General features: G+C 65.2%; 14 protein-coding genes. 11 read left to right on the top strand and 3 right to left on the bottom strand.

The features are described from left to right. Positions 1–71: 71 nt before the first annotated feature. The gene (locus ACZY0Q_RS10460; protein ID WP_463916503.1) at positions 72–1,613 is read right to left on the bottom strand and encodes a sodium:solute symporter family protein; all 1,542 of its coding nucleotides are present in this window, start codon (positions 1,611–1,613) and stop codon (positions 72–74) included. 283 nt (positions 1,614–1,896) lie between these two features. On the opposite strand from ACZY0Q_RS10460, the gene ACZY0Q_RS10465 reads away from it, so the two are divergent. After that, positions 1,897–2,472 carry a helix-turn-helix domain-containing protein gene (locus ACZY0Q_RS10465; protein WP_463916505.1) on the top strand — a complete coding sequence of 192 codons (576 nt, stop codon included), beginning with the start codon at positions 1,897–1,899 and terminating at the stop codon, positions 2,470–2,472. 172 nt (positions 2,473–2,644) lie between these two features. Here the strand turns inward: ACZY0Q_RS10465 and ACZY0Q_RS10470 are convergent, their stop codons facing one another. Further along, positions 2,645–3,472 carry a DUF559 domain-containing protein gene (locus tag ACZY0Q_RS10470; protein WP_463916507.1) on the bottom strand — a complete coding sequence of 276 codons (828 nt, stop codon included), beginning with the start codon at positions 3,470–3,472 and terminating at the stop codon, positions 2,645–2,647. 315 nt (positions 3,473–3,787) lie between these two features. Between ACZY0Q_RS10470 and speB the strand changes: the two genes are divergently transcribed. The 10 genes from speB to ACZY0Q_RS10520 all read left to right on the top strand — a co-directional run bounded on the left by speB (position 3,788) and on the right by ACZY0Q_RS10520 (position 17,612). Further along, positions 3,788–4,861 carry an agmatinase gene (gene speB, locus ACZY0Q_RS10475; RefSeq protein ID WP_463916509.1) on the top strand — a complete coding sequence of 358 codons (1,074 nt, stop codon included), beginning with the start codon at positions 3,788–3,790 and terminating at the stop codon, positions 4,859–4,861. A 5-nt stretch (positions 4,862–4,866) separates the two neighbouring features. After that, on the top strand, positions 4,867–6,573 hold the full coding sequence (locus tag ACZY0Q_RS10480; protein WP_463916511.1) for a thiamine pyrophosphate-binding protein: 1,707 nt from the start codon (positions 4,867–4,869) through the stop codon (positions 6,571–6,573). 188 nt (positions 6,574–6,761) lie between these two features. Further along, positions 6,762–7,268, top strand: coding sequence for a MarR family winged helix-turn-helix transcriptional regulator (locus ACZY0Q_RS10485; RefSeq protein WP_463916514.1), 507 nt, complete (start codon positions 6,762–6,764; stop codon positions 7,266–7,268). Between the two features lies 1 nt (position 7,269). Then, complete coding sequence (locus ACZY0Q_RS10490) at positions 7,270–8,913, top strand: MFS transporter (protein WP_463916516.1); 1,644 nt, start codon at positions 7,270–7,272, stop codon at positions 8,911–8,913. Between the two features lie 250 nt (positions 8,914–9,163). Next, positions 9,164–10,897, top strand: coding sequence for an ABC transporter ATP-binding protein (locus ACZY0Q_RS10495; protein WP_463916518.1), 1,734 nt, complete (start codon positions 9,164–9,166; stop codon positions 10,895–10,897). After that, positions 10,894–12,978: an ABC transporter ATP-binding protein gene (locus tag ACZY0Q_RS10500; protein WP_463916519.1), complete on the top strand. Its 2,085-nt coding sequence runs from the start codon at positions 10,894–10,896 to the stop codon at positions 12,976–12,978. The genes ACZY0Q_RS10495 and ACZY0Q_RS10500 overlap by 4 nt, the downstream gene beginning before the upstream one ends. 89 nt (positions 12,979–13,067) lie before the next feature. Beyond that, positions 13,068–13,484, top strand: coding sequence for an acyl-CoA thioesterase (locus tag ACZY0Q_RS10505; RefSeq protein WP_463917551.1), 417 nt, complete (start codon positions 13,068–13,070; stop codon positions 13,482–13,484). Positions 13,485–13,601: 117 nt separating this feature from the next. Beyond that, the gene (locus ACZY0Q_RS10510) at positions 13,602–13,853 is read left to right on the top strand and encodes a PLDc N-terminal domain-containing protein (protein ID WP_463916521.1); all 252 of its coding nucleotides are present in this window, start codon (positions 13,602–13,604) and stop codon (positions 13,851–13,853) included. Between the two features lie 71 nt (positions 13,854–13,924). Further along, entirely contained in the window at positions 13,925–16,171 is a 2,247-nt protein-coding gene (locus ACZY0Q_RS10515) for an McrB family protein (RefSeq protein WP_463916523.1), read from the top strand. Between the two features lie 151 nt (positions 16,172–16,322). Further along, positions 16,323–17,612 carry a 5-methylcytosine restriction system specificity protein McrC gene (locus ACZY0Q_RS10520; RefSeq protein WP_463917553.1) on the top strand — a complete coding sequence of 430 codons (1,290 nt, stop codon included), beginning with the start codon at positions 16,323–16,325 and terminating at the stop codon, positions 17,610–17,612. On the opposite strand, the gene ACZY0Q_RS10525 is transcribed toward ACZY0Q_RS10520, so the two are convergent. Then, positions 17,609–19,264 (bottom strand): sensor histidine kinase, encoded by a 1,656-nt coding sequence (locus ACZY0Q_RS10525; RefSeq protein WP_463916525.1) that lies wholly within the window; start codon positions 19,262–19,264, stop codon positions 17,609–17,611. The genes ACZY0Q_RS10520 and ACZY0Q_RS10525 overlap by 4 nt on opposite strands. Positions 19,265–19,308: the final 44 nt, after the last annotated feature.

A 19,308-nucleotide genomic window follows, 5' to 3' on the forward strand; every position in this document is an offset into this window, starting at 1 on the left:
ACTCTGCGTTGGTTGAGCTTTTTCTCCGGTGATTCAGCCGCTATCTCCGGTGATCGAGCCTGTTGAGATCCCTAGCGGGTCCCGTGGCTGGCGACCGGGTGGGCCTCCATGGGAAGTTCTTCGGTGACCGCTCCGGCGACCCGCTTGTCCCAGGCCTCGCGGACCGCAGGGTCCGTGGGAGGCGTGAGCAGCGAGATCACGATGTAGGAAACCAGTGACGCGCCCAGGCCCCAGTAAATGGGATCGTTGGCGTACACGCCGTCTTCGCTGGGAATGATTCCCGTGGAGTACGCGATCAGCAGGGCCAGGGTCAGCACCGAGCCGACGGCCATTGACCAGGCCGCTGCGATGCCGGTGCCGCGCTTCCAGACCAGGCCGCCGAGGATGGCCACCAGCAGGCCGCCCACCAGGATGTCGTAGGCGATGGTGAGTGCCACTACGACGTCCTGCGCCGCCATGGAGATCAGCACGGCAACGATGCCCAGGCCCAGGACCCAGTAACGGTTGGCCCTGACGTCGTGCTCGGGGTTTTCGGTGTCGTCGGTGTTGATCGTCTTGCCGAACCAGCTGGCCACGAACGGAACCACGTCGGCACGGGCCACCGTGGCGGCTGCGATCAGGGCGCCGGAGGCGGTGGACATCATCGCTGCGACTGCGGCGGCCATGACCAGGCCGCCGATTCCGATCGGCAGGATCTGGGTGGCGACCTCGGCGTAGACAACGTCCTTACCGAGGTTGGCGACGTCGATCTCGGGCAGGGCCACGCGGGCGGCCAGGCCGATCAGGGCGCCGGCGACGCCGTACAGGATGCAGTAGACGCCTGCGGTGGCGCCGCCCCAGCGGGCCACGGTGGGGGTCTTGGCGGTGAAGACGCGCTGCCAGATGTCCTGGCCGATCAGCAGGCCCAGGGTGTAGACCACGAAGTACGTGATGATGGTCTGAATCCCGATGCCATCGAGCTGGAAGAAACTGGCGTCAACGCGGGCACGGATTCCGTCGAAGCCGCCCGCTGCGTTGAGGGTGAACGGCAGCATCAGGGCGAAGATGCCCACGGTCTTGATGATGAACTGCACCTGGTCGGCCAGGGTGATGGACCACATGCCGCCGATGGTGGAGTAGACCAGGACGATGGCGCCGCCGACGGCGATGGCGAGCCAGCGCTCCCAGTCGAACAGGACCACAAAGATGGTGGCGTAGGCGCCCGTAGACGTGGCGCAGAGCATCAGGGTGTAGGCCAGCATCACGATGCCGGAGGTCTGGGTGGCGCGCTGGCCGTAGCGAAGGCTGAGCATCTGGGAGACCGTGTAGATCTTCAGCCGCTGGATGGTGCCGGCGAAGAGCAGGCTCAGGAGGAGCACACCGGCGCCGATGGCCACCACGAGCCACATGCCGGAAATGCCGAACTTGTAGCCCAGGCCGACGCCGCCGACAGTGGAGGCGCCGCCCAGGACGACGGCGGCCATGGTGCCGGTGTAGAGCAGCGGGCCGAGGCGGCGGCCGGCCACGAGGAAGTCGCTGTTGTTCTTGGTGCGGGATTTGCCCCACCAGCCGAAGGCCAGCATGGCGATGAGGTACACCACCACGATGGCGATGTTGACGAAGTTAGCGTCCATTTGGGGCTCCTTGGAGCTGATCTGCAGCTTGGCTGGTATCCCGGCGGCGCTGCTGGGGGAGCCGGTTTTCCGCTGCTCTTGTTGAGTTGGGAGGAAGAGGTCCTCAAATATTGCCTCAGAGACAACACTTGTTGCCTAAAAGCGTATGTTGTGACCGGCGCAACAGTCAAGGTCGCCCGCACTATCTGTTCTTCGCTGCCGCGTTCGCGGCGTCACGCCGGCGGTTGGCCATTAGGATTGCTCCAGAGATGGGGCCGCACCGCCGGCCACGAAAGGTCTGCACATGAAGGCACTGCCAGTTGAGCCGAGCAACGTTCCCGTTGCCATCGGTTCCCGAATCCGTGCCGCCCGACAGTCCCAGCGGCTGACCATCGAGCAGGTTGCCGACGCCACCGGCCTGACCAAAGGCTTCCTGAGCCGCGTGGAACGTGACCTCACATCGCCGTCGGTCGCGTCCCTGGTGACCCTCTGTCAGGTCCTGTCCATCTCCATCGGCGATTTGTTCGCTGCCCCGGAAACACACCTGACCAAGCGGAACGACGGCCCCCGGATCTCCCTCGGCGGCCAAGGCATCGTGGAGCGGCTGCTGACTGCCCGTTCCGAACGGCGCATCCAGATCATCCAGGCCGTCATCGAGCCACATGGCCGCGGCGAGACCGAGCTCTACGCCGTGGACTGCGACGTGGACGTGCTCCACGTGATCAAGGGAAGCATCCGGCTGATCCTGACCAACGAGGAATACGAGCTCAACACCGGCGACACCGTGACGTTCCCCGGCCGCGAACCACATACGTGGGTCAATCCCACCGGCGAGGCCGTCGAGGTTCTTTGGGTCCTGGTCCCCGCCGCCAGCCGGTAGGTGGTTCTTCGGGCCAGCCAGCGTTGCGCGTTCCTGCCCAGTTTGTGGCCGGCTTCCTCCTGGCTGCGGGCCGGCAGCCCCCGTCATAGCCCGGACTGGCGCGGATTGCGGGCTGCCAGTGGCTTGCTCAGGCAGCCCTGCAGTGAAGCAACTGGGCGGGAGCGTACGGCCGTTACTGCGCCGATGCCTTCCTGGAGGCGAGGACGGCCCTGATTTCCGCCAGAACCTGCTCCGGATTGAACCAGATGACCTCCGGCGGGTAGCGCAGCACCGCATAGCCATGCACGGTCGAAGCGTTGTTGCGCGCCAGGTCTTGCCGCAGGGCTTTCCTGGTCGAGTGGAACGCGAAGCCGTCTACTTCGACGATCAGGAAACCCTCGATGAGGAAATCGACGCGCCCGATTCCCGGAATTTGAACCTGTGCATCAAACGCGATGCCGTTGGCGCGGAACAGGTGTTGGGCGTCGACTTCCACGATGGATTCGGCGCGCAGGTCCAGCTCACGCAGCGCGGCCAGCACAGGACGGGATCGATCTCCTCCGAGCTGGTCCTTCAAAACCTCGAGGGGTACCCCATGCAAGCGGATGGCCGAAGTGGCGATTGCCGTTGACGCCGGGGCGGGCAGGCATCCGATGGCATGCAGCACCACATCTTCAACCGCGGCGATGGGCAGTGCGGGGTGTGGATCGAAGCGGACTGTCCGGTGCCGGATGAAGCCCATGCTGTGGCCATGGTTGCACGCCAGATGGTGCTCGGCTGGCGGCTCCCGCAGCCACAGCCCGTAGTGTTCGGCTGCGCTGGCGCAGGTGAGCCGCGCGTTGTGCCGGATGGCCGCAACGAATCCCGCGTGGGCATCTGGCCGCACAAAAATGCCGCGCCGGGGCTGGGTGACACCGCGGTCCGCCAAGCGTGCAATGTCCGTCCGGGAGTATCCGGCGCTGAGCAGCTGGGCGGTACGGGCAACCCCGCCGGCCTGTTTGAGGTGTTCGAAGATGTCCATGGGGCCATTTCAGGCCGCCGGGACTGGATCTGGAAGACGGAACAAGCCGTATGTGGGTAACCCGCCTCGCCTGCGCTCGACGCTCCGGCCCAGTTGCTCGGGCCCGGGCGGACTGCCAGCCGCGCAGATCCCCATGATTCCGCGGTAAGGTGCGGCAACTGGCGGACGGCCCAATGCAGGTCCCGCGGCAACCGGGCCGGAGCGATCAGCCGGGCCCGGCGCAAAGAGTTTTGTAAACAACTGATGCGCATAAGAAAACTTCAGGCTATGATGGCTGTCACACCCGCCGATCAATCCTCGAAGGAGAGGCTCATTTTGAAAGAGCTGCGCATCGAAGCCAACGGCAACCTTGGCCCCATCGATTCATCACGTATTCCGCGCTATGCCGGCGCTGCAACCTACGCCCGCCTGCCGCGCCTGGACCAGGTGGCCAAGGCTGACGTGACGGTGGTGGGCGTGCCCTTCGACTCCGGCGTGTCCTACCGCCCGGGTGCCCGTTTCGGCTCCAACCACATCCGCGAGGCCAGCCGCCTGCTGCGCCCGTACAACCCCGCCTGGGACGTCAGCCCGTTCGAAAACATCCAGGTGGCTGACGCCGGCGACATGGCGGTCAACCCGTTCAACATCAATGAAGCCATCGAAACCATCCAGCAGAACGCCCTGGACCTCACCGCGGCCGGCAGCAAGCTGGTGACGCTCGGCGGGGACCACACCATCGCCCTGCCCCTGCTCCGTGCGGCTGCCGAGCGGGCCGGCGGACCCATCGCCATGCTGCACTTTGACGCCCACCTGGACACCTGGGACACCTACTTCGGCGCCGAATACACGCACGGCACCCCGTTCCGCCGGGCCGTTGAAGAAGGCATCCTGGACACGGAAGCCATCAGCCATATCGGCACCCGCGGCCCGCTCTACGGCAAAAAAGATCTCGACGACGACCACCGCTTCGGGTTCGGCATCGTCACCTCAGCTGACGTCTACTACCAGGGCGTCCTGGAGACCGTGGCCAAGGTCCGCGACCGGATCGGCAACCGCCCGCTCTACATTTCCGTGGACATCGACGTCCTGGACCCCGCGCATGCGCCCGGTACCGGCACCCCGGAGGCTGGCGGCATCACCAGCCGCGAACTCCTGGAGATCATCCGCGGCTTCCGCGGCATGAACCTGGTGGGCGCCGACGTCGTCGAGGTTGCTCCGGCCTACGACCACGCCGAAATCACCGGTGTGGCAGCCAGCCATGTGGCCTATGAACTGATCACCCTGATGGCGGACAATGCTGTTGAAGGTGACCGGTTCGGGGCCGCCAACGGCTATGCCGCCCAGGCTCTGGGCCAAGAAGCCCGCCAACCTGCCGGTTTCGCTGCCGCAGCCGCCGGAACCAAGGAGTAGTGACCATGATCGATTTCGATCCGGGCACAGCAGCTGCGCCCGCAGGGGACAGCAGGCGGACCAGCCAGCGCAACGGCGGGGACCTCGTCGTCGAAACCCTTGAAGCGCTCGGCGCCAAGACCGTCTTCGGCATCCCGGGCCAGCACGCGCTCGGCCTGTTTGACGCCATGGGCCGCGGCAATCTGCACTTCGTGTCCTCCCGCGTGGAGAACAACAGCGCCTTCGCCGCGGACGGGTACTCCCGCGCCACCGGTGAAGTGGGTGTGCTGTTCCTGTCCACCGGACCCGGCGCGCTGACGTCCCTCGCCGGCCTGCAGGAGGCCTACGCCACGGGTGTGCCCATGGTGGTGGTGGCCAGCCAGATCCCGCTCGACGGCCTGGGCGCCCGCCGCAAGGGCATGCTGCACCAGCTCGATGACCAGAAGGCCTCGGCTGCGAACGTCACCAAGAGCCAGCGCCTGATCCAGCACGCGTCGGGCATTCCGTCGGCCATCCAGGACGCCTGGACCGAAGCCATCTCCTCGCCGCAGGGCCCGGTCTGGCTGGAAATCCCGCAGAACGTGCTCCTGGATCCCATCATGGTGCCTCCGGTGGAGGACGCACTCGCGGAAGCCGCGGACAACCCGCCCCGTGTGGAGCTGGTCCGGGAAGCGGTGAAATGGCTGTCGACGGCGGAACGTCCCGCCATCATCGCCGGTGGCGGTACCCGGCGTGGCCGGGCGGAAAAATCGCTGCTCTCGATCGCCGAGAAGCTGCGCGCACCCGTCATCTGCACCCCCGGCGGCAACGGCGCCTTCCCATGGACCCACGAGCTTTCGCTCCAGTCCTGGATCGAGGACCGCCACATGACGGACCTCCTGGAAGACGCCGACGTGCTGATTGTCATCGGCTCCTCCCTCGGTGAAGTCACGTCCAACTACTTCACGTTCGCACCCCGTGGCCGCATCATCCAGATCGACGCCGAACCGCGCGTCCTCGAATCAAACAGCCCCGGCCTGGGCATCCGCGCCGACGCCGGCCAGGCCCTGGCCGCCCTCGACGAGGCTCTGGCAGCGCCCGTCGACACCACGCGCAGCTGGCACGGGACCACCCCCGAGGACCTCGTGAAGGAATCCCTCGCCAAGGTCCAGGCACGGCTCGAATCCCAGGACCTAGGCAAAGAGCTGAAGTTCATGGCCGACATCCGCGAAGCCGTCCCCGCGGACATGCAGACCTTCTGGGACATGACCATCTCTGCGTACTGGGGCTGGAGCTGCTGGGACGCCCGGCAGGGCCAGTTCCATTCCGCCCAGGGCGCCGGCGGCTTGGGCTACGGTTTCCCGGCTGCCATCGGCGGCGCCGTCGGGCTGGAAACAGTGGGCAAGCCCGGCCGGGTGCTCGCCGTGTCCGGTGACGGTTCATCCATGTACTCCATCTCCGAACTCGCCACGGCCAAGCAGCACAACATCCCGGTCACCTGGCTGATCGTGGACGACGGCGGCTACGGCATCCTGCGCGAATACATGGTGGGCGCGTTCGGTAAAGCCACGGCCACCGAGCTCGCACGCCCCGACTTCGTCAAGCTCGCCGAAGCGTTCGGTGTTCCGGCCACGCGAGTGGCCCCCGAGGACGTCGGGGACGCGCTCAAGGCGGGTTTCGCCGCCGACGGACCCAACGTCGTCGTCGTCGAAACCCTGCTCAAGATGTTCGGTCCCACCCACCTGGACGGCTGAACACCAAGCACCAATTACGCGCGAACGTACAGTTGAGGCCCCATTTCCGCGAGGAAGTAGGGCCGCAACTGTACGTTCGCGCTTGGCGTTTAAGCGCCCCTCGAACCCAGTCTGCAGTCCTTTAGTTTCCCAAAGCAACCATTTAAAGATATGGTTGCCTAAGGCAAACAAAAGAGGAGAGCTCAATCATGGCAGTCGCCCCGGACACCGCAGCGGACCTTGTCTACCGCATCTTCGACCTCCAGCGGGTGGTCCGATGCGTGGCCGCGGCGAGCTTCCGCGGACAGGACACCGGGGTTGCGCTGCAGGGCGTCCTCAGGTTCGTGGGGGAGGGGGAATCCCGCGCTACCCAGCTTGCGGAGCGGCTCGGTGTCAGCGCCCCCGTCCTCAGCCGCCATATCGCGGACCTTGAAGAGCAGGGTTACGTCATCCGGCGGCAGGATCCCGACGACGGCCGTGCCCAGTTGGTTGCCCTGTCGCCAGCCGGCGCGGACAAGCTCCGGAAGATCGAGGAGCACCGCACTGCCACGCTGCAGGACTACCTCAGCGATTGGAGCCAGGAGGATGCCGAAGACACGGCACGGATCCTGACGAAACTCTCGGACTCACTCAAGCATTCAGCCCGGGCACATGCAGTCCCGGCACTTCCAACCCAGGCACCGTCCGCCGCAACCCAGACCCTCCAGGAGCACTGATATGTCGAGCCAACCGGCCGCACCACCCATGGCGATGACCCACCGCCAGATCATGGAAGCCCTGACTGGGCTCCTCGCGGCGTTCTTCACCGCCATCCTCAGCAGCACCATTGTGGCCAACGCGTTGCCCACCATCATGTCCGATCTGCACGGCACCCAGACCGACTTCGCCTGGGTGATCACCGCCGCGCTGCTGGCCAACGCCGTCACCACCCCCATCTGGGGCAAGCTGTCCGACCTCTTTAACAAGAAGATCCTGGTCCAGCTGAGCATCGTCATCTTCGTGGCCGGCTCGGTCATGGCAGGTCTCTCCGAGACCATCCCGCTGCTGCTCACCGCGCGCGTTATCCAGGGCGTGGCCATGGGCGGGCTGACCGCGCTGGCGCAGGCCATCATCGGAACCATGATCCCGCCGCGGGACCGCGGCAAATACTCCGGCTACATGGGGGCCGTGATGGCGGTAGGCACTGCCGGTGGCCCGCTGCTGGGCGGATTCATCGTGGACAGCCCGCTGGGCTGGCGCTGGACGTTCTTCGTCTGCGTGCCGCTCGCCGTCGTCGCGCTTATCCTGCTCCAGATCACCCTGAAAATCGAGCACATCAAACGCCACGTCAAGATCGACTGGCTTGGCTCCATCCTGCTGACCTCCGGTGTCAGCCTGCTCCTGATCTGGGTTTCCTTCGCCGGCAACCCCGCCTACTACGACTGGGTTTCCTGGCAGTCGGCCGCCATGGTGGGCGGTGGCGTGGTGCTGCTGGCCCTGCTGGTGCTGGTGGAGTCCAAGGTTGAGCAGCCCATCATCCCGCTGAAGATCATCTCCGAACGCACCACCGCTTTGGCCATCATCGCTTCAGTGGCCGTGGGCATCGCAATGTTCGGTTCAACCACCTTCCTGGGCCAGTACTTCCAGGTGGCCCGCGGCGCCACTCCCACCGAAGCCGGGCTGCTGACGCTTCCGATGATCGCCGGCAACCTGACCGGTTCCGTCGTTTCCGGTCTGCTCATCAGCCGCACCGGCAAGTGGAAGGGCTACCTGATCGGGGGGTCCATCCTGCTGATCGGAGGCCTGGGCCTGGCCGGCACCATGGACCACACCACCGAACTGTGGCAGGCCGGGATCTTCACGGCAATCCTGGGCCTGGGCCTCGGCATGCTGATGCAGAACCTGGTCCTGGCGGTGCAGAACACCGTTCGTGCCTCCGACATCGGTTCGGCCAGTGCGTCGGTAGCATTCTTCCGTTCGGTGGGCGGCGCAGTCGGTGTGTCCGTGCTCGGCGCCATCCTCAGCAGCCGGGTCAGCGAACTCGCCACGCAGGGCCTTGCTGCGGCCGGCATCCCGGTGGAGGGCGGGTCCGCCGGAGCCAGCATGGACCTCGTTGACATGCCCGCCCCAGTACGCGAAATCATGCGCGCTGCTTACGGCAACGCCACCGCCGAGGTCTTCCTGATCTCCGCCGCTGTTGCGCTGGTAGCCCTGGTCTCGGTCCTGTTCATTAAGGAACGCCCGCTGCGGCGCACCGTTGATATCCAGCCGGAGGCGCAGCCAGGGGTGGGGGCCGGGCCAGACGCCGCGGAAAGCGCCAAGGCCAAGGCAGACGCCAATGCTGAAAGCACGACGCCGGAACTCGCCTCCGCGAGCCGCTGACCTAAGCGCGGCTACTGACGGACGCGCGAACGGACACTTGGGGCCCGGGGATCCCAGGGCCCCAAGTGTCCGTTCGCGCAGGTGGGTGGCTTTGGAACCGCGCGGGGGAGTACGCCGATCGGATGATATTTGCCGTAGATGTTTCGCCCGGGCAACGGATTTCGTAGAGTAGGTAGGCTGAGAAATGTCAGCCCCGCCTGTTACTACTTATCCTCATCATTTCGCGCTCTCTTCCTAAGGATTTACGGGCATGCTCCTCACCCTCATTCGGCGCTACTCCAAACCGTATATGCCATACATCGTGGCCGTCGTCGTGCTCCAGCTGGCGTCCACCATCGCAGCGCTGTACCTCCCCAGCCTCAACGCACAGATCATCGACGAAGGCGTTTCCCGCGGGGACACGGACTTCATCTGGCGGACCGGGTCCGTGATGCTGTTGGTGGCCATTGTCCAGGTGGGCACCGCCATCGCCGGCGTCTACTACGGCTCCAAAACGGCCATGGCCGTGGGGCGCGACCTGCGCCGCGGGGTGTTCCGCAAGGTCACCAGTTTCTCCGCCAAGGACGTGAACACGTTCGGCGCGCCCACCCTCATCACCCGTGGCACCAATGACGTCCAGCAGGTGCAGATGCTGGTGCTGATGGGCCTGAACTTCATGGTGGCCACGCCCATCATGTGCATCGGCGGCATCATCATGGCCCTGCGCGAGGACATCAGCCTGTCCTGGCTGGTCTGGGTCTCCGTGCCCTTACTGATTGTGGTGGTGGGCTACCTGGTGGTGCGGCTGATGCCCCTGTTCCGTTCGATGCAGAAGAAGATCGACCGCATCAACGCCGTCCTGCGCGAGCAGATCATCGGCATCCGGGTGGTCCGGGCCTTTGTCCGCGAACCCTACGAAACCGAACGGTTCGGCGTGGCCAACAAGGACCTGACCGATGTCTCCCTGAAGATCGGTGCGCTGTTTGTCCTGATGTTCCCGGCCATCGGCATGATCCTGCACCTTTCCACTGCCGCGGTGCTGTGGTTCGGTGGCCAGCGCGTGGAATCAGGCGACATGCAGGTGGGCTCCCTGACCGCGTTCCTGCAGTACCTGCTCCAGATCCTCGTCGCCGTCATGATGGGCACCTTTATGGCCATGATGATCCCGCGTGCCTCCGTTTGCGCGGACCGCATCGGTGAAGTGCTCGACGTCGAACCCTCCATCCACGATCCCGAACGTCCCGAAACTCCCGCCACACTGGCCGGGGTGGTGGAATACCGGAACGTCACTTTCGCCTACCCCGGTGCCGAGACGCCGGTGCTGAGTAACATCAGCTTCACCGCCAGGCCGGGCGAGACCGTGGCCATCATCGGTTCCACCGGTGCAGGCAAGACCTCGCTGCTGGCCCTGCTGCCGCGCCTCTACGACATCGCCGAGGGTGAAGTCCTGCTGGACGGCGTGTCCGTGGCCAACCTGGACCGGGCCGAGATCACCAAGCGCGTGGCACTGGTCCCGCAGCGGCCGTACCTCTTCTCGGGCACCATCGAGCACAACCTGCGCTTCGGCAAGACCGAAGCCACGGACCAGGAACTCTGGGACGCGCTGCAGATCGCCCAGGGCGGGGATTTTGTCCGCGAGAAGAAGAACGGACTGAACGCCCGCATCGCGCAGGGCGGCACCAACGTTTCCGGCGGCCAGCGGCAGCGGCTCTGCATCGCCCGTGCGTTGATCACCAAACCGAAGGTCTACCTCTTCGACGATTCGTTCTCGGCCCTGGATGTGGCAACTGACGCCCGGCTCCGCGCCGCGCTGAAACAGACCACCGCCGACGCCACCGTGATCATCGTGGCCCAGCGGATCTCCACCATCACCGACGCAGACCAGATCCTGGTCCTGGACAACGGCCGGATCGTGGACCGCGGGACGCATGAGGAACTCTTGGAAACCTCACCCACCTACCAGGAAATTGTTGAATCCCAGCTGAGCGTGGAGGAAATGGCATGAGCGCCGCCAAGAAGGTCTCGACAGGCTCGACCACCGAAACAACAGGCTCGACCACCGAAACAAACCCGGATTCCACCACCCCCGAAGACCTCCTGGAGGACGACGACTTCTTCGAGGAGGAGTACAAGCCCTCCGAAGCCGACGGCGACATGTTCGGCGGCATGCCCGCGAAGAAGGCTGAGCACTTCTGGCCTTCCGCCAAAAGGTTGCTGGGTCTCCTGAAACCTGAAGCCATGGGCATTTACGCCGTGGTGGCCCTGGTGATTGTCTCGGTGGTCCTGAACGTCATCGCCCCCAAGATCCTGGGCCAGGCCATGGACGTTATCTTCGGCGGCGTAGTGGGCAAGCAGCTCCCCGCCGGCGCCAGCAAGGACCAGTTCGTGGAAGGCCTACGCCAGCAAGGCCAGGACAACTTCGCGGACATGATCTCCAAGATGGAGCTCGTTCCCGGCACCGGGATCAACTTCCAGAAGCTCTCGGTCCTGATCGCCATAGTGCTGCTGATGTACTTTGTGGCCAACATCTTCCTCTGGCTGCAGGGCTACGTGCTGAACCGCATCGTCATGAAGGTGATCCGCAGGCTCCGGGACGACACCGAAAAGAAGCTGAACCGGCTCCCGCTGAACTACTTCGACACCCGCCAGCGCGGCGACGTCCTCTCCCGGGTGACGAACGACGTCGACAACGTCCAGCAGGCGCTGCAGCAAGCCTTTGCGCAGCTGATCAGCTCGCTGCTGACGGTCATCGGCATCGTCATCATGATGTTCATCGTCTCCTGGCAGCTCGCCCTCATCGCCCTGGTGGCGCTGCCGCTGTCCGGCGTGGCGGCCGGCCTGATCGGCTCCCGCAGCCAGAAGCTCTTTGCCGCCCAATGGAAGAACACGGGCGAGCTGAACGGCCAGATCGAGGAGTCCTTCTCCGGGCACGACCTTGTGCGGGTCTTCGGCCGTGACGCTGACATGCTGGAACGCTTCGAAGAACGGAACGAGGCCCTGTACAAGGCCAGCTTCGGGGCCCAGTTCGTCTCCGGCATGATCTTCCCGGTCATGCAGTTCGTTTCCTACCTCAGCTATGTGGGCATCGCCGTCGTGGGTGGCCTCCGGGTGGCCTCGGGCTCGATGTCCCTGGGCGACGCCACGGCATTCATCCAGTACTCGCGCGAATTCACCCAGCCGCTGGGCCAGATGGCCGGCATGGCCAACATGCTGCAGTCCGGCGTGGCGTCCTCGGAGCGGGTGTTCGAATTCCTCGACGCCGATGAGCAGGACTCCGAGACCGCCACCGAGCACCTGCCGGCCAAGACAGACGGGCATGTGGAGTTCAAGGACGTTACGTTCAGCTACACCGAGGACAAGCCGCTGATCGAAAACCTGTCCTTCACGGCGGAACCCGGGAACACCGTGGCGATCGTCGGTCCCACGGGGGCCGGCAAAACCACCCTGGTGAACCTCGTGATGCGCTTCTACGAGCTCAACTCCGGGTCCATCACCCTGGATGGCGTGGACGTCACGCACCTGAGCCGCTCCGAACTACGGTCCAAGGTGGGCATGGTGCTTCAGGATGCGTGGCTGTTCGGCGGGTCCATTTACGACAACATCCGGTACGGCAACCTGGACGCCACTGAGGAGCAGGTCATGGCAGCGGCCAAGGCCACCTTCGTGGATCGCTTTGTGCGCGCCCTGCCGGATGGGTACGACACCGTAATCGATGAGGAAGGCAACAACGTCAGCGCCGGTGAGAAGCAGCTGATCACCATCGCGCGCGCATTTGTGGCCAACCCGTCGCTGCTCATCCTGGATGAGGCAACCAGTTCGGTGGATACACGCACCGAACTGCTGGTCCAGAAGGCCATGGCGGCGCTGCGGACGGACCGCACCAGCTTTGTGATCGCCCACCGGCTGTCCACCATCCGTGACGCCGACACCATCCTGGTGATGGAGAACGGCAAGATCGTGGAGCAGGGCAACCACAAGGCGCTCCTGGCGGCGGAAGGCGCTTACTACCGGCTGTACATGTCCCAGTTCGCCGGTTCCGACGTTGAGGAAAACGTTGTGGACGATTCGACGGCGGTCCACAGCTGAGCACGCTGGGTACCGGCCACGTGTCTGAGCCCACGTCCGGCCGCGGTTCAGGCGTCTCCGATCCCCGGCGCATCGAGGTCCTGGTCCCGATGCGCTGGGGTGACATGGACGCCTATGGGCACATCAACAACGTCCAGATTGTCCGGATGCTGGAGGAGGCACGGATTATGGCGTTTGGGCCTCCGCGGGGAACCGGCCTGCCCGGCATTGAGCCGGAAGTCTCGCTCTTCAACGACGTACCGGAGGGGACCCTGGCGCTGGTGGTGGACCACAGGATCCGCTACGTGAAGACCCTCGAATACCGCAACATCCCGGCCGTGGTCCAACTGTGGATCGGTGCCGTGAAGGGCGCCAGTTTTGACATCCACTACGTGGTGCAGGACCCGGTCACCCGGGAGGAGTGCGTCCGGGCCAGCAGCCATCTGGCGTTTGTGGACGAGGCCTCCGGCCGCGTCCTGCGCCTGACGCCGGAGCAGAAGGAGCGGCTGGCGCCGTATACGTTGTAAGCAGCGTTCGTCTTTGAACGCCTGAGCGCCGCAGCAGTGTCCGCCGTTCCTGCACATCCGTTGCGCAGGAACGGCGCACACCGGAAACTGGAAGTATCCACTAAGGGAGCGTTGATCATGGCCAAGAAAAACAAAAAGACCTGGAAAGATATGTCACCGGCGGCACGGGCGGGATTTGTGGTCATCGGGATAGGACAGGTGGCGCTGATGTTGGCTGCCCAGCGCGACATTTCCAAGCGCCCGGCGGCTCAAATCAATGGACCAAAGGCAGCCTGGCGCGTGGCGGCCCTGATCAATTTCATCGGGCCGATGGGCTACTTCATTCTGGGGCGCAAGCGGCCCGGAGCCGGGGCCGGAGCCGTTAAATAGCAGGCCTGCGAACTGCAGACCGTCAGGGACCTCGGAGCGGGCATCCAGCTTGAGCCTGTAAATTTGAACCCATGACCCCAAACCCCAAGACTGCCATGCACCGCGCCCTCGGTGTCTCAAAGGAGATCGAGGACGCGGCCTGGTTTGTGCTGGGACCGGCATTGCAGGGCAAGACGTCAGCTTTGGACGGGAACACCCTGACCTGGACTTCGGAGGCTGCGGCAGAGCTGCTGGACCGCCTGGACCGGGGCACCGCGGATGCCAAGGCGCCCATGATGACGAACCTCCGGCAGAACCTCGAAGACGCTTCCCGCGAGGCCAAGCAGCTGGCCGTCGAGCTGCTCTTCCTGCAGTCGCTGCCCCTGGCGCACGAGGTGAAGTCGCTCAAGGTCAAACGAGCCCGTGTGGCCGAGTCTGCGTCCTGGCTGGAAACACCCTTGGAAGCACCGCTGGAGCTGCCCGAGGAACTCTACAAGGGCATGACCGACCACGGCGTGATCAGGGACCGCACCGCCGAATTCAACTGGACCATCTGGGACCACCTCAAATGGCTCTGCCGGTTTGTGCAGCACGTGGACCAGCAGATTCCGGCCGCCATCAACAAGGCGCTGAAGGACCCGCTCAAGTTCCACGAGCTCGCAGCAGGCACGCCGGGGGACCAGCCCGCCATCCGCCGCAGCATCGAGTATTTGGCGTGGCCCAGCTACTTCGAGCCCGTTGTGGCGGACGTGGAGCGGCAGGAAATCCGGGACGCGTTCGCCTCCCTGGTGGGCGGGGCCAAGGGCGACAGTGACGAAGACATCACCGCCGACATCCACCGCATCCGCCTGCATTTGGATGAACAGGCCGGCCAGCGCATCGACTGGTACGCCCGCCAGCTGGTCAGCCAGTGGCGCAAAGTGGGGGACCCCGGGCGCCGGGCGTGGCTGCTGCGTACTCACAGCGATAACGCCGAGCTCCTCACGGCGTGGCAGGACGATGAGAAGGTGACGCTCGACGTCGAACATCTCCGTCACTTGGACCCCGGCGTGACCGCCGGGCTGGTGCAGCACGCCGTGGACGAGGATTACAAGCACCTGGGCTACGTGGAGCGGGAGGACACCAAAACGGCGGTGTTCGCCTTCCTCACCGTTATGAAGCCCGGCGACCTGGTTCTGTTCCAGCACGCGGGCACCGTGCGGCTGGGCGTTGTGCTCGGCGAGCCCGAGCACAACGATGACAACCGCCGCCTGCGGCGCAAGGTGCGCTGGCTGGATGACGGCGGCCACGCCACCACCGACCTGCCCCGTCACGTCCAGCGGCAGCTGGCCACCTCGGGGATCGTTGTTGACGTCACCAAAGTGGTGCAGGCGCTCCAGGCGCTTGTGCCGGCCGAAGCGGAACCGGAGGACGACGACGACGACGCCCCTGCCGCCGTCGTGCCTCCTGTGCAGGAGGGCTTCCGCCCGCTGAGCCGCGACTTCGCGGAGTCGCTGCACATGGACCTGGAGCCGCTGCAGGAGATCGCTGAACTGCTGGAGGAGAACCGCCAGCTTGTCCTGTACGGGCCGCCCGGAACGGGCAAGACGTACCTGGCCAAGCACCTTGCGGCGGAGCTGGCCCAGGACAGCACGGACGAGCGGGTGAAGCTGGTGCAGTTCCACCCGTCGTACGCGTATGAGGACTTTTTCGAAGGCTACCGGCCGGACAAGACCGACGAGGGCCAGGTTGCCTTCAAGCTAGTGGCGGGGCCGCTGCGCCGGCTGGCCGAGGAAGCCGCCAAACCGGGGAACGAGACGAAGCCTTACTTCCTGATCATCGACGAGATGAACCGCGCCAATCTGGCCAAGGTGTTCGGCGAGCTGTACTTCCTGCTGGAATACCGTGATGACCGGATCTACCTGCAGTACAGCCCCAACGAGCCGTTTACGCTGCCGGACAACCTGTACATCATCGGCACCATGAACACCGCGGACCGGTCCATTGCCATGATGGATGCCGCCATCCGGCGCCGGTTCGCGTTCATCGAGCTGCATCCGCAGACGGAGCCGGTGAGGGGGTCGCTGCTGCGGTTCCTGCAGGCGCGGGACCTGGACACCACGCCGGCCCTGCTGCTGGATGCGCTCAACGCCGCCATCGACGAGTGGGACCGGGACCTAATGATCGGCCCGTCGTACTTCATGAAGTCCGCCGCCCAGACGCCGACTGGGCTGCGCCGGATCTGGAAATACGAGCTGATGCCGCTGCTGGAAGAGCACTACCACGGCCAGCTGACCCGCGCGCAGCTGGAGGAACGGTTCGGGCTGGAGCAGCTGCTGGGACGCCTTGTTACCAGCTAAGCCAGTCCACACCCCCGTGCATGGCGGAGCGGTGCATGGTGGAACAGTGCAAGGCGGCGCAGCTTTGGGTGGCGCCGCGTCAGCTGGTGCCGCCTCAGGCGGCCCCGCGCGCGGTGGTGCGGCATTGAGTGACGCGGCACAGGGTGGTGCGCTGCAGCGCGGCCGCGGCCCTACAGCGCGCCACCTGGTCCTTGACGAGCTGTCCAAAGGCACCGTGGAACGCCTTGATGCGGCCAGCGCGGCTTTCGTGAACTCCAGCGGGCTGGCCAAGGCCTCCCCGATGGGCATGGGTTTGTACCGGATCGAGCCCGCGGGCAAGGTGGGGTCGGTCCGCACGGGCACCCTGCAGCTGGATGTGCGCCCCAAAGACCGGCTGGGCCTGAGCCGGCTGCTCTTCCTCCTCAGCTACGCCGGCAACCAGGGCTTCCGGGCTGATTCCGTGGCCGCAACCGAGGACCGCGAACTCTGGAGCGCGCTGGCCGAATCCCTGGCGCAAATGGCAGAGCGTGCCCTGGGACGAGGCGTGTTGCAGGGCTACCTGACCGTTGATGAGTCCCTCCGCACGGTCAAGGGCCGCATCCGGATTTCCGACCAGATTTCCCGGCGCCCCGGCATGCTGGTGCCGTTGGAAGTGTCCTACGACGAGTTCACCGAGGACATCGCCGAAAACCGGATCCTGCGCGCCGCGCTGGAGCGCATGGGAAAGGTGCCGGGGGTCCGCCCGGAAGTGCTGAGCCGCCTGCGGCAGCTGAAGGGAAAGCTCGACGCCGTCACCCGCCTTCCCGCCGGTGCGCCCCTACCGCCGTGGACGCCGAGCCGGATGAACGTCCGCTACCAGCCCGTGCTGCGCCTCTCTGAGCTGATCCTGAAGAATGCCTCCGCCGAGGCCGGCGAGGGGAAGCAGCAGACGGCGTCGTTTGTGGTGGACATGGCCCAGGTGTTCGAGGATTTTGTGGGCATGGCGCTCCGGGAGGCCATGGCGGCGTATCCGGGGGAGATGCGGCTGCAGTACAACGCGCTCCTCAGCGAAGCCGTCCACGATGCCGACCGGCTCTCCGTTCGCCCGGACGCCGTGCACCTGCTGGGCGGACGTCCCGTGGTGGTCTACAACGCAAAGTACAAGGCCGCCGCCGACCTCGGTGCCTCCCTGACCGCCGACCACTACCAGATGCTCGCCCACTGCACCGCCCTGGGTGTGCCCACCGCGTGGCTGGTCTATGCGGGGGCGGGCGAGATGAAGCTGCGGCGGATCCTCAACACTGACATCGACATTGTGGAGTTTCCGCTGGATCTGTCGATGCCGCCGTCGGACATCCTGGCAGCGGTGGCGGACCTGGCTCGGCAGTCCTGGGGTGAAGTGGTCCCCACCCGCCCCCTAACCTCGCAAGCTCGGCCAGGGAACCCGGCGGGCGTGGGCCCACCCGCCCGCTCGGGAACCTAGACCGGCATCCGGAACGTGAACGTGGTGCCCTGGCCCAGTTTGCTTTCCACCTGGATGGTTCCGCCGTGGGCCTCCACGATGGCCTTGCTGATGGGCAGGCCCAGGCCAACGCCGGGAATGGCTGTCCGGCGGACGTTGCTCGTCCGGAAGAACTTGGCAAACACCTGGGCCTGGTCGTTGGGGCTCATGCCCATGCCGGTATCGCTGACCCGGCACGCGAGGTTGCCGCCGTCGTGCTCCAAGGACACCACCACGTTGCCGCCGTCGGGCGAGTATTTGATCGCATTGGAGACCAAATTGTCCAGCACCTGGGAGATACGCGGGCCGTCCACATGGGCCTCCAGCTTGGCTGGTGTTTCGGCTGTCAACGCCACACGGGAGGCATCAGCCCGGGGCATCGCGGCGGACACGCTGGCGCGCACCAGTTCCGCGACGTCGACAGCGTGCGGGGTCACGATCAGTTGCCCGTTCCTGGTGGCCAGGAGATCGGACACCAAGGTGAGAAGCCGTTCTGAATTGCGCTTGATGATGTTCAGCGGCTCCAGTTGGTCGTTGCCGGGGTCATCCTCCAGGAGAAGTTCCACGTAGCCCAGGATGGACGTCAGGGGAGTCCTGAACTCGTGGGAGACACTGGCGACGAAATCATCTTTGGCGGCCAGGGCGTCCACCAGGTCGGTCACATCGCTGAACACGATCACCGAGCCGGCGAAGGTCCCGTCGGGGTCCTTCATGGCCCGGGCGCTGGTGGTGAAAGCCCGCTGTTCCTTGCCTGCGCCCAGCCAGACCAGGTAGTCGGTGAAGTTTTCGCCCAGGACAGCCCTCCGCACGGGTCGGTCCGCCACCGGGACGGGGGTGGTGCGGTCTGCGCCGGCGACCAGCAGCTGGGATTCGTTCGGATCGTCGATGTCCTTCGGGCGTGCCAGCTCGTGGTTGGCGCGTTGTTTCCGGTTCATCAGAATGTCGTGGCCGTCTGCGTCGACGGCGAGAACGCCCAGGTGCACGGTTTCCAGAACGGAGTTGAGCAGCGCTTCCTGGCGCCTGGTGCTGAGCAGGCTGGCTTGGAGCTGCGCGTCCTTCTCCTCCAGGGTGCGCTGCTGCCGCATCATGCTCAGGGTCAGCACACTGACGGATACGCCGATTCCCAGCATCATGACGGGGAGGAGGAGGGACTTGGCCAGGCTGGGACCGGACACGTCGCCGTGGATCAGCAGCGGAACCCAGATGATGGCCAGGGGTGCGAAAAAAGACAGCCACAAGGAGGCGCGCGGGTAGTAGCCTGAGGCGCACATCCAGATGACGGGAAAGACTGCCAACAGGCTGATTCCGGTCAGGCTCGCCTGTCCGCCTTCCCTGCCCACCGCGATGGAGACGAAGTCCAGAAGCGGAATTGCCAGAAAGCTGGTGTAGGGCAGGCGGTCCCACGGCACCAGATAGCAGAGCGCCATGAGCGCCAGCTGGGAAATCAGGAAGGCCACGAAGAGCGGGTTGTCCATGGTCCCCGGGAAGAACGCCCACGTAAGGAATGCCGTCAGGAGGGTGGTGACGAAGAGCGGCGTCTGGCTGAGGCCCACCCTGTCCGTCAGCCGGTACTCGTGGAAGGGTCGCCGGAAAAACCTGAGGCGACCGGTGGCCCACTTTTCGGGTTTACTCATGAACGTCGGCCTGAAGTGGGAGGATGGGGGAATACATACCAGCA

It is taken from the genome of Pseudarthrobacter lactosi, from assembly GCF_055412785.1.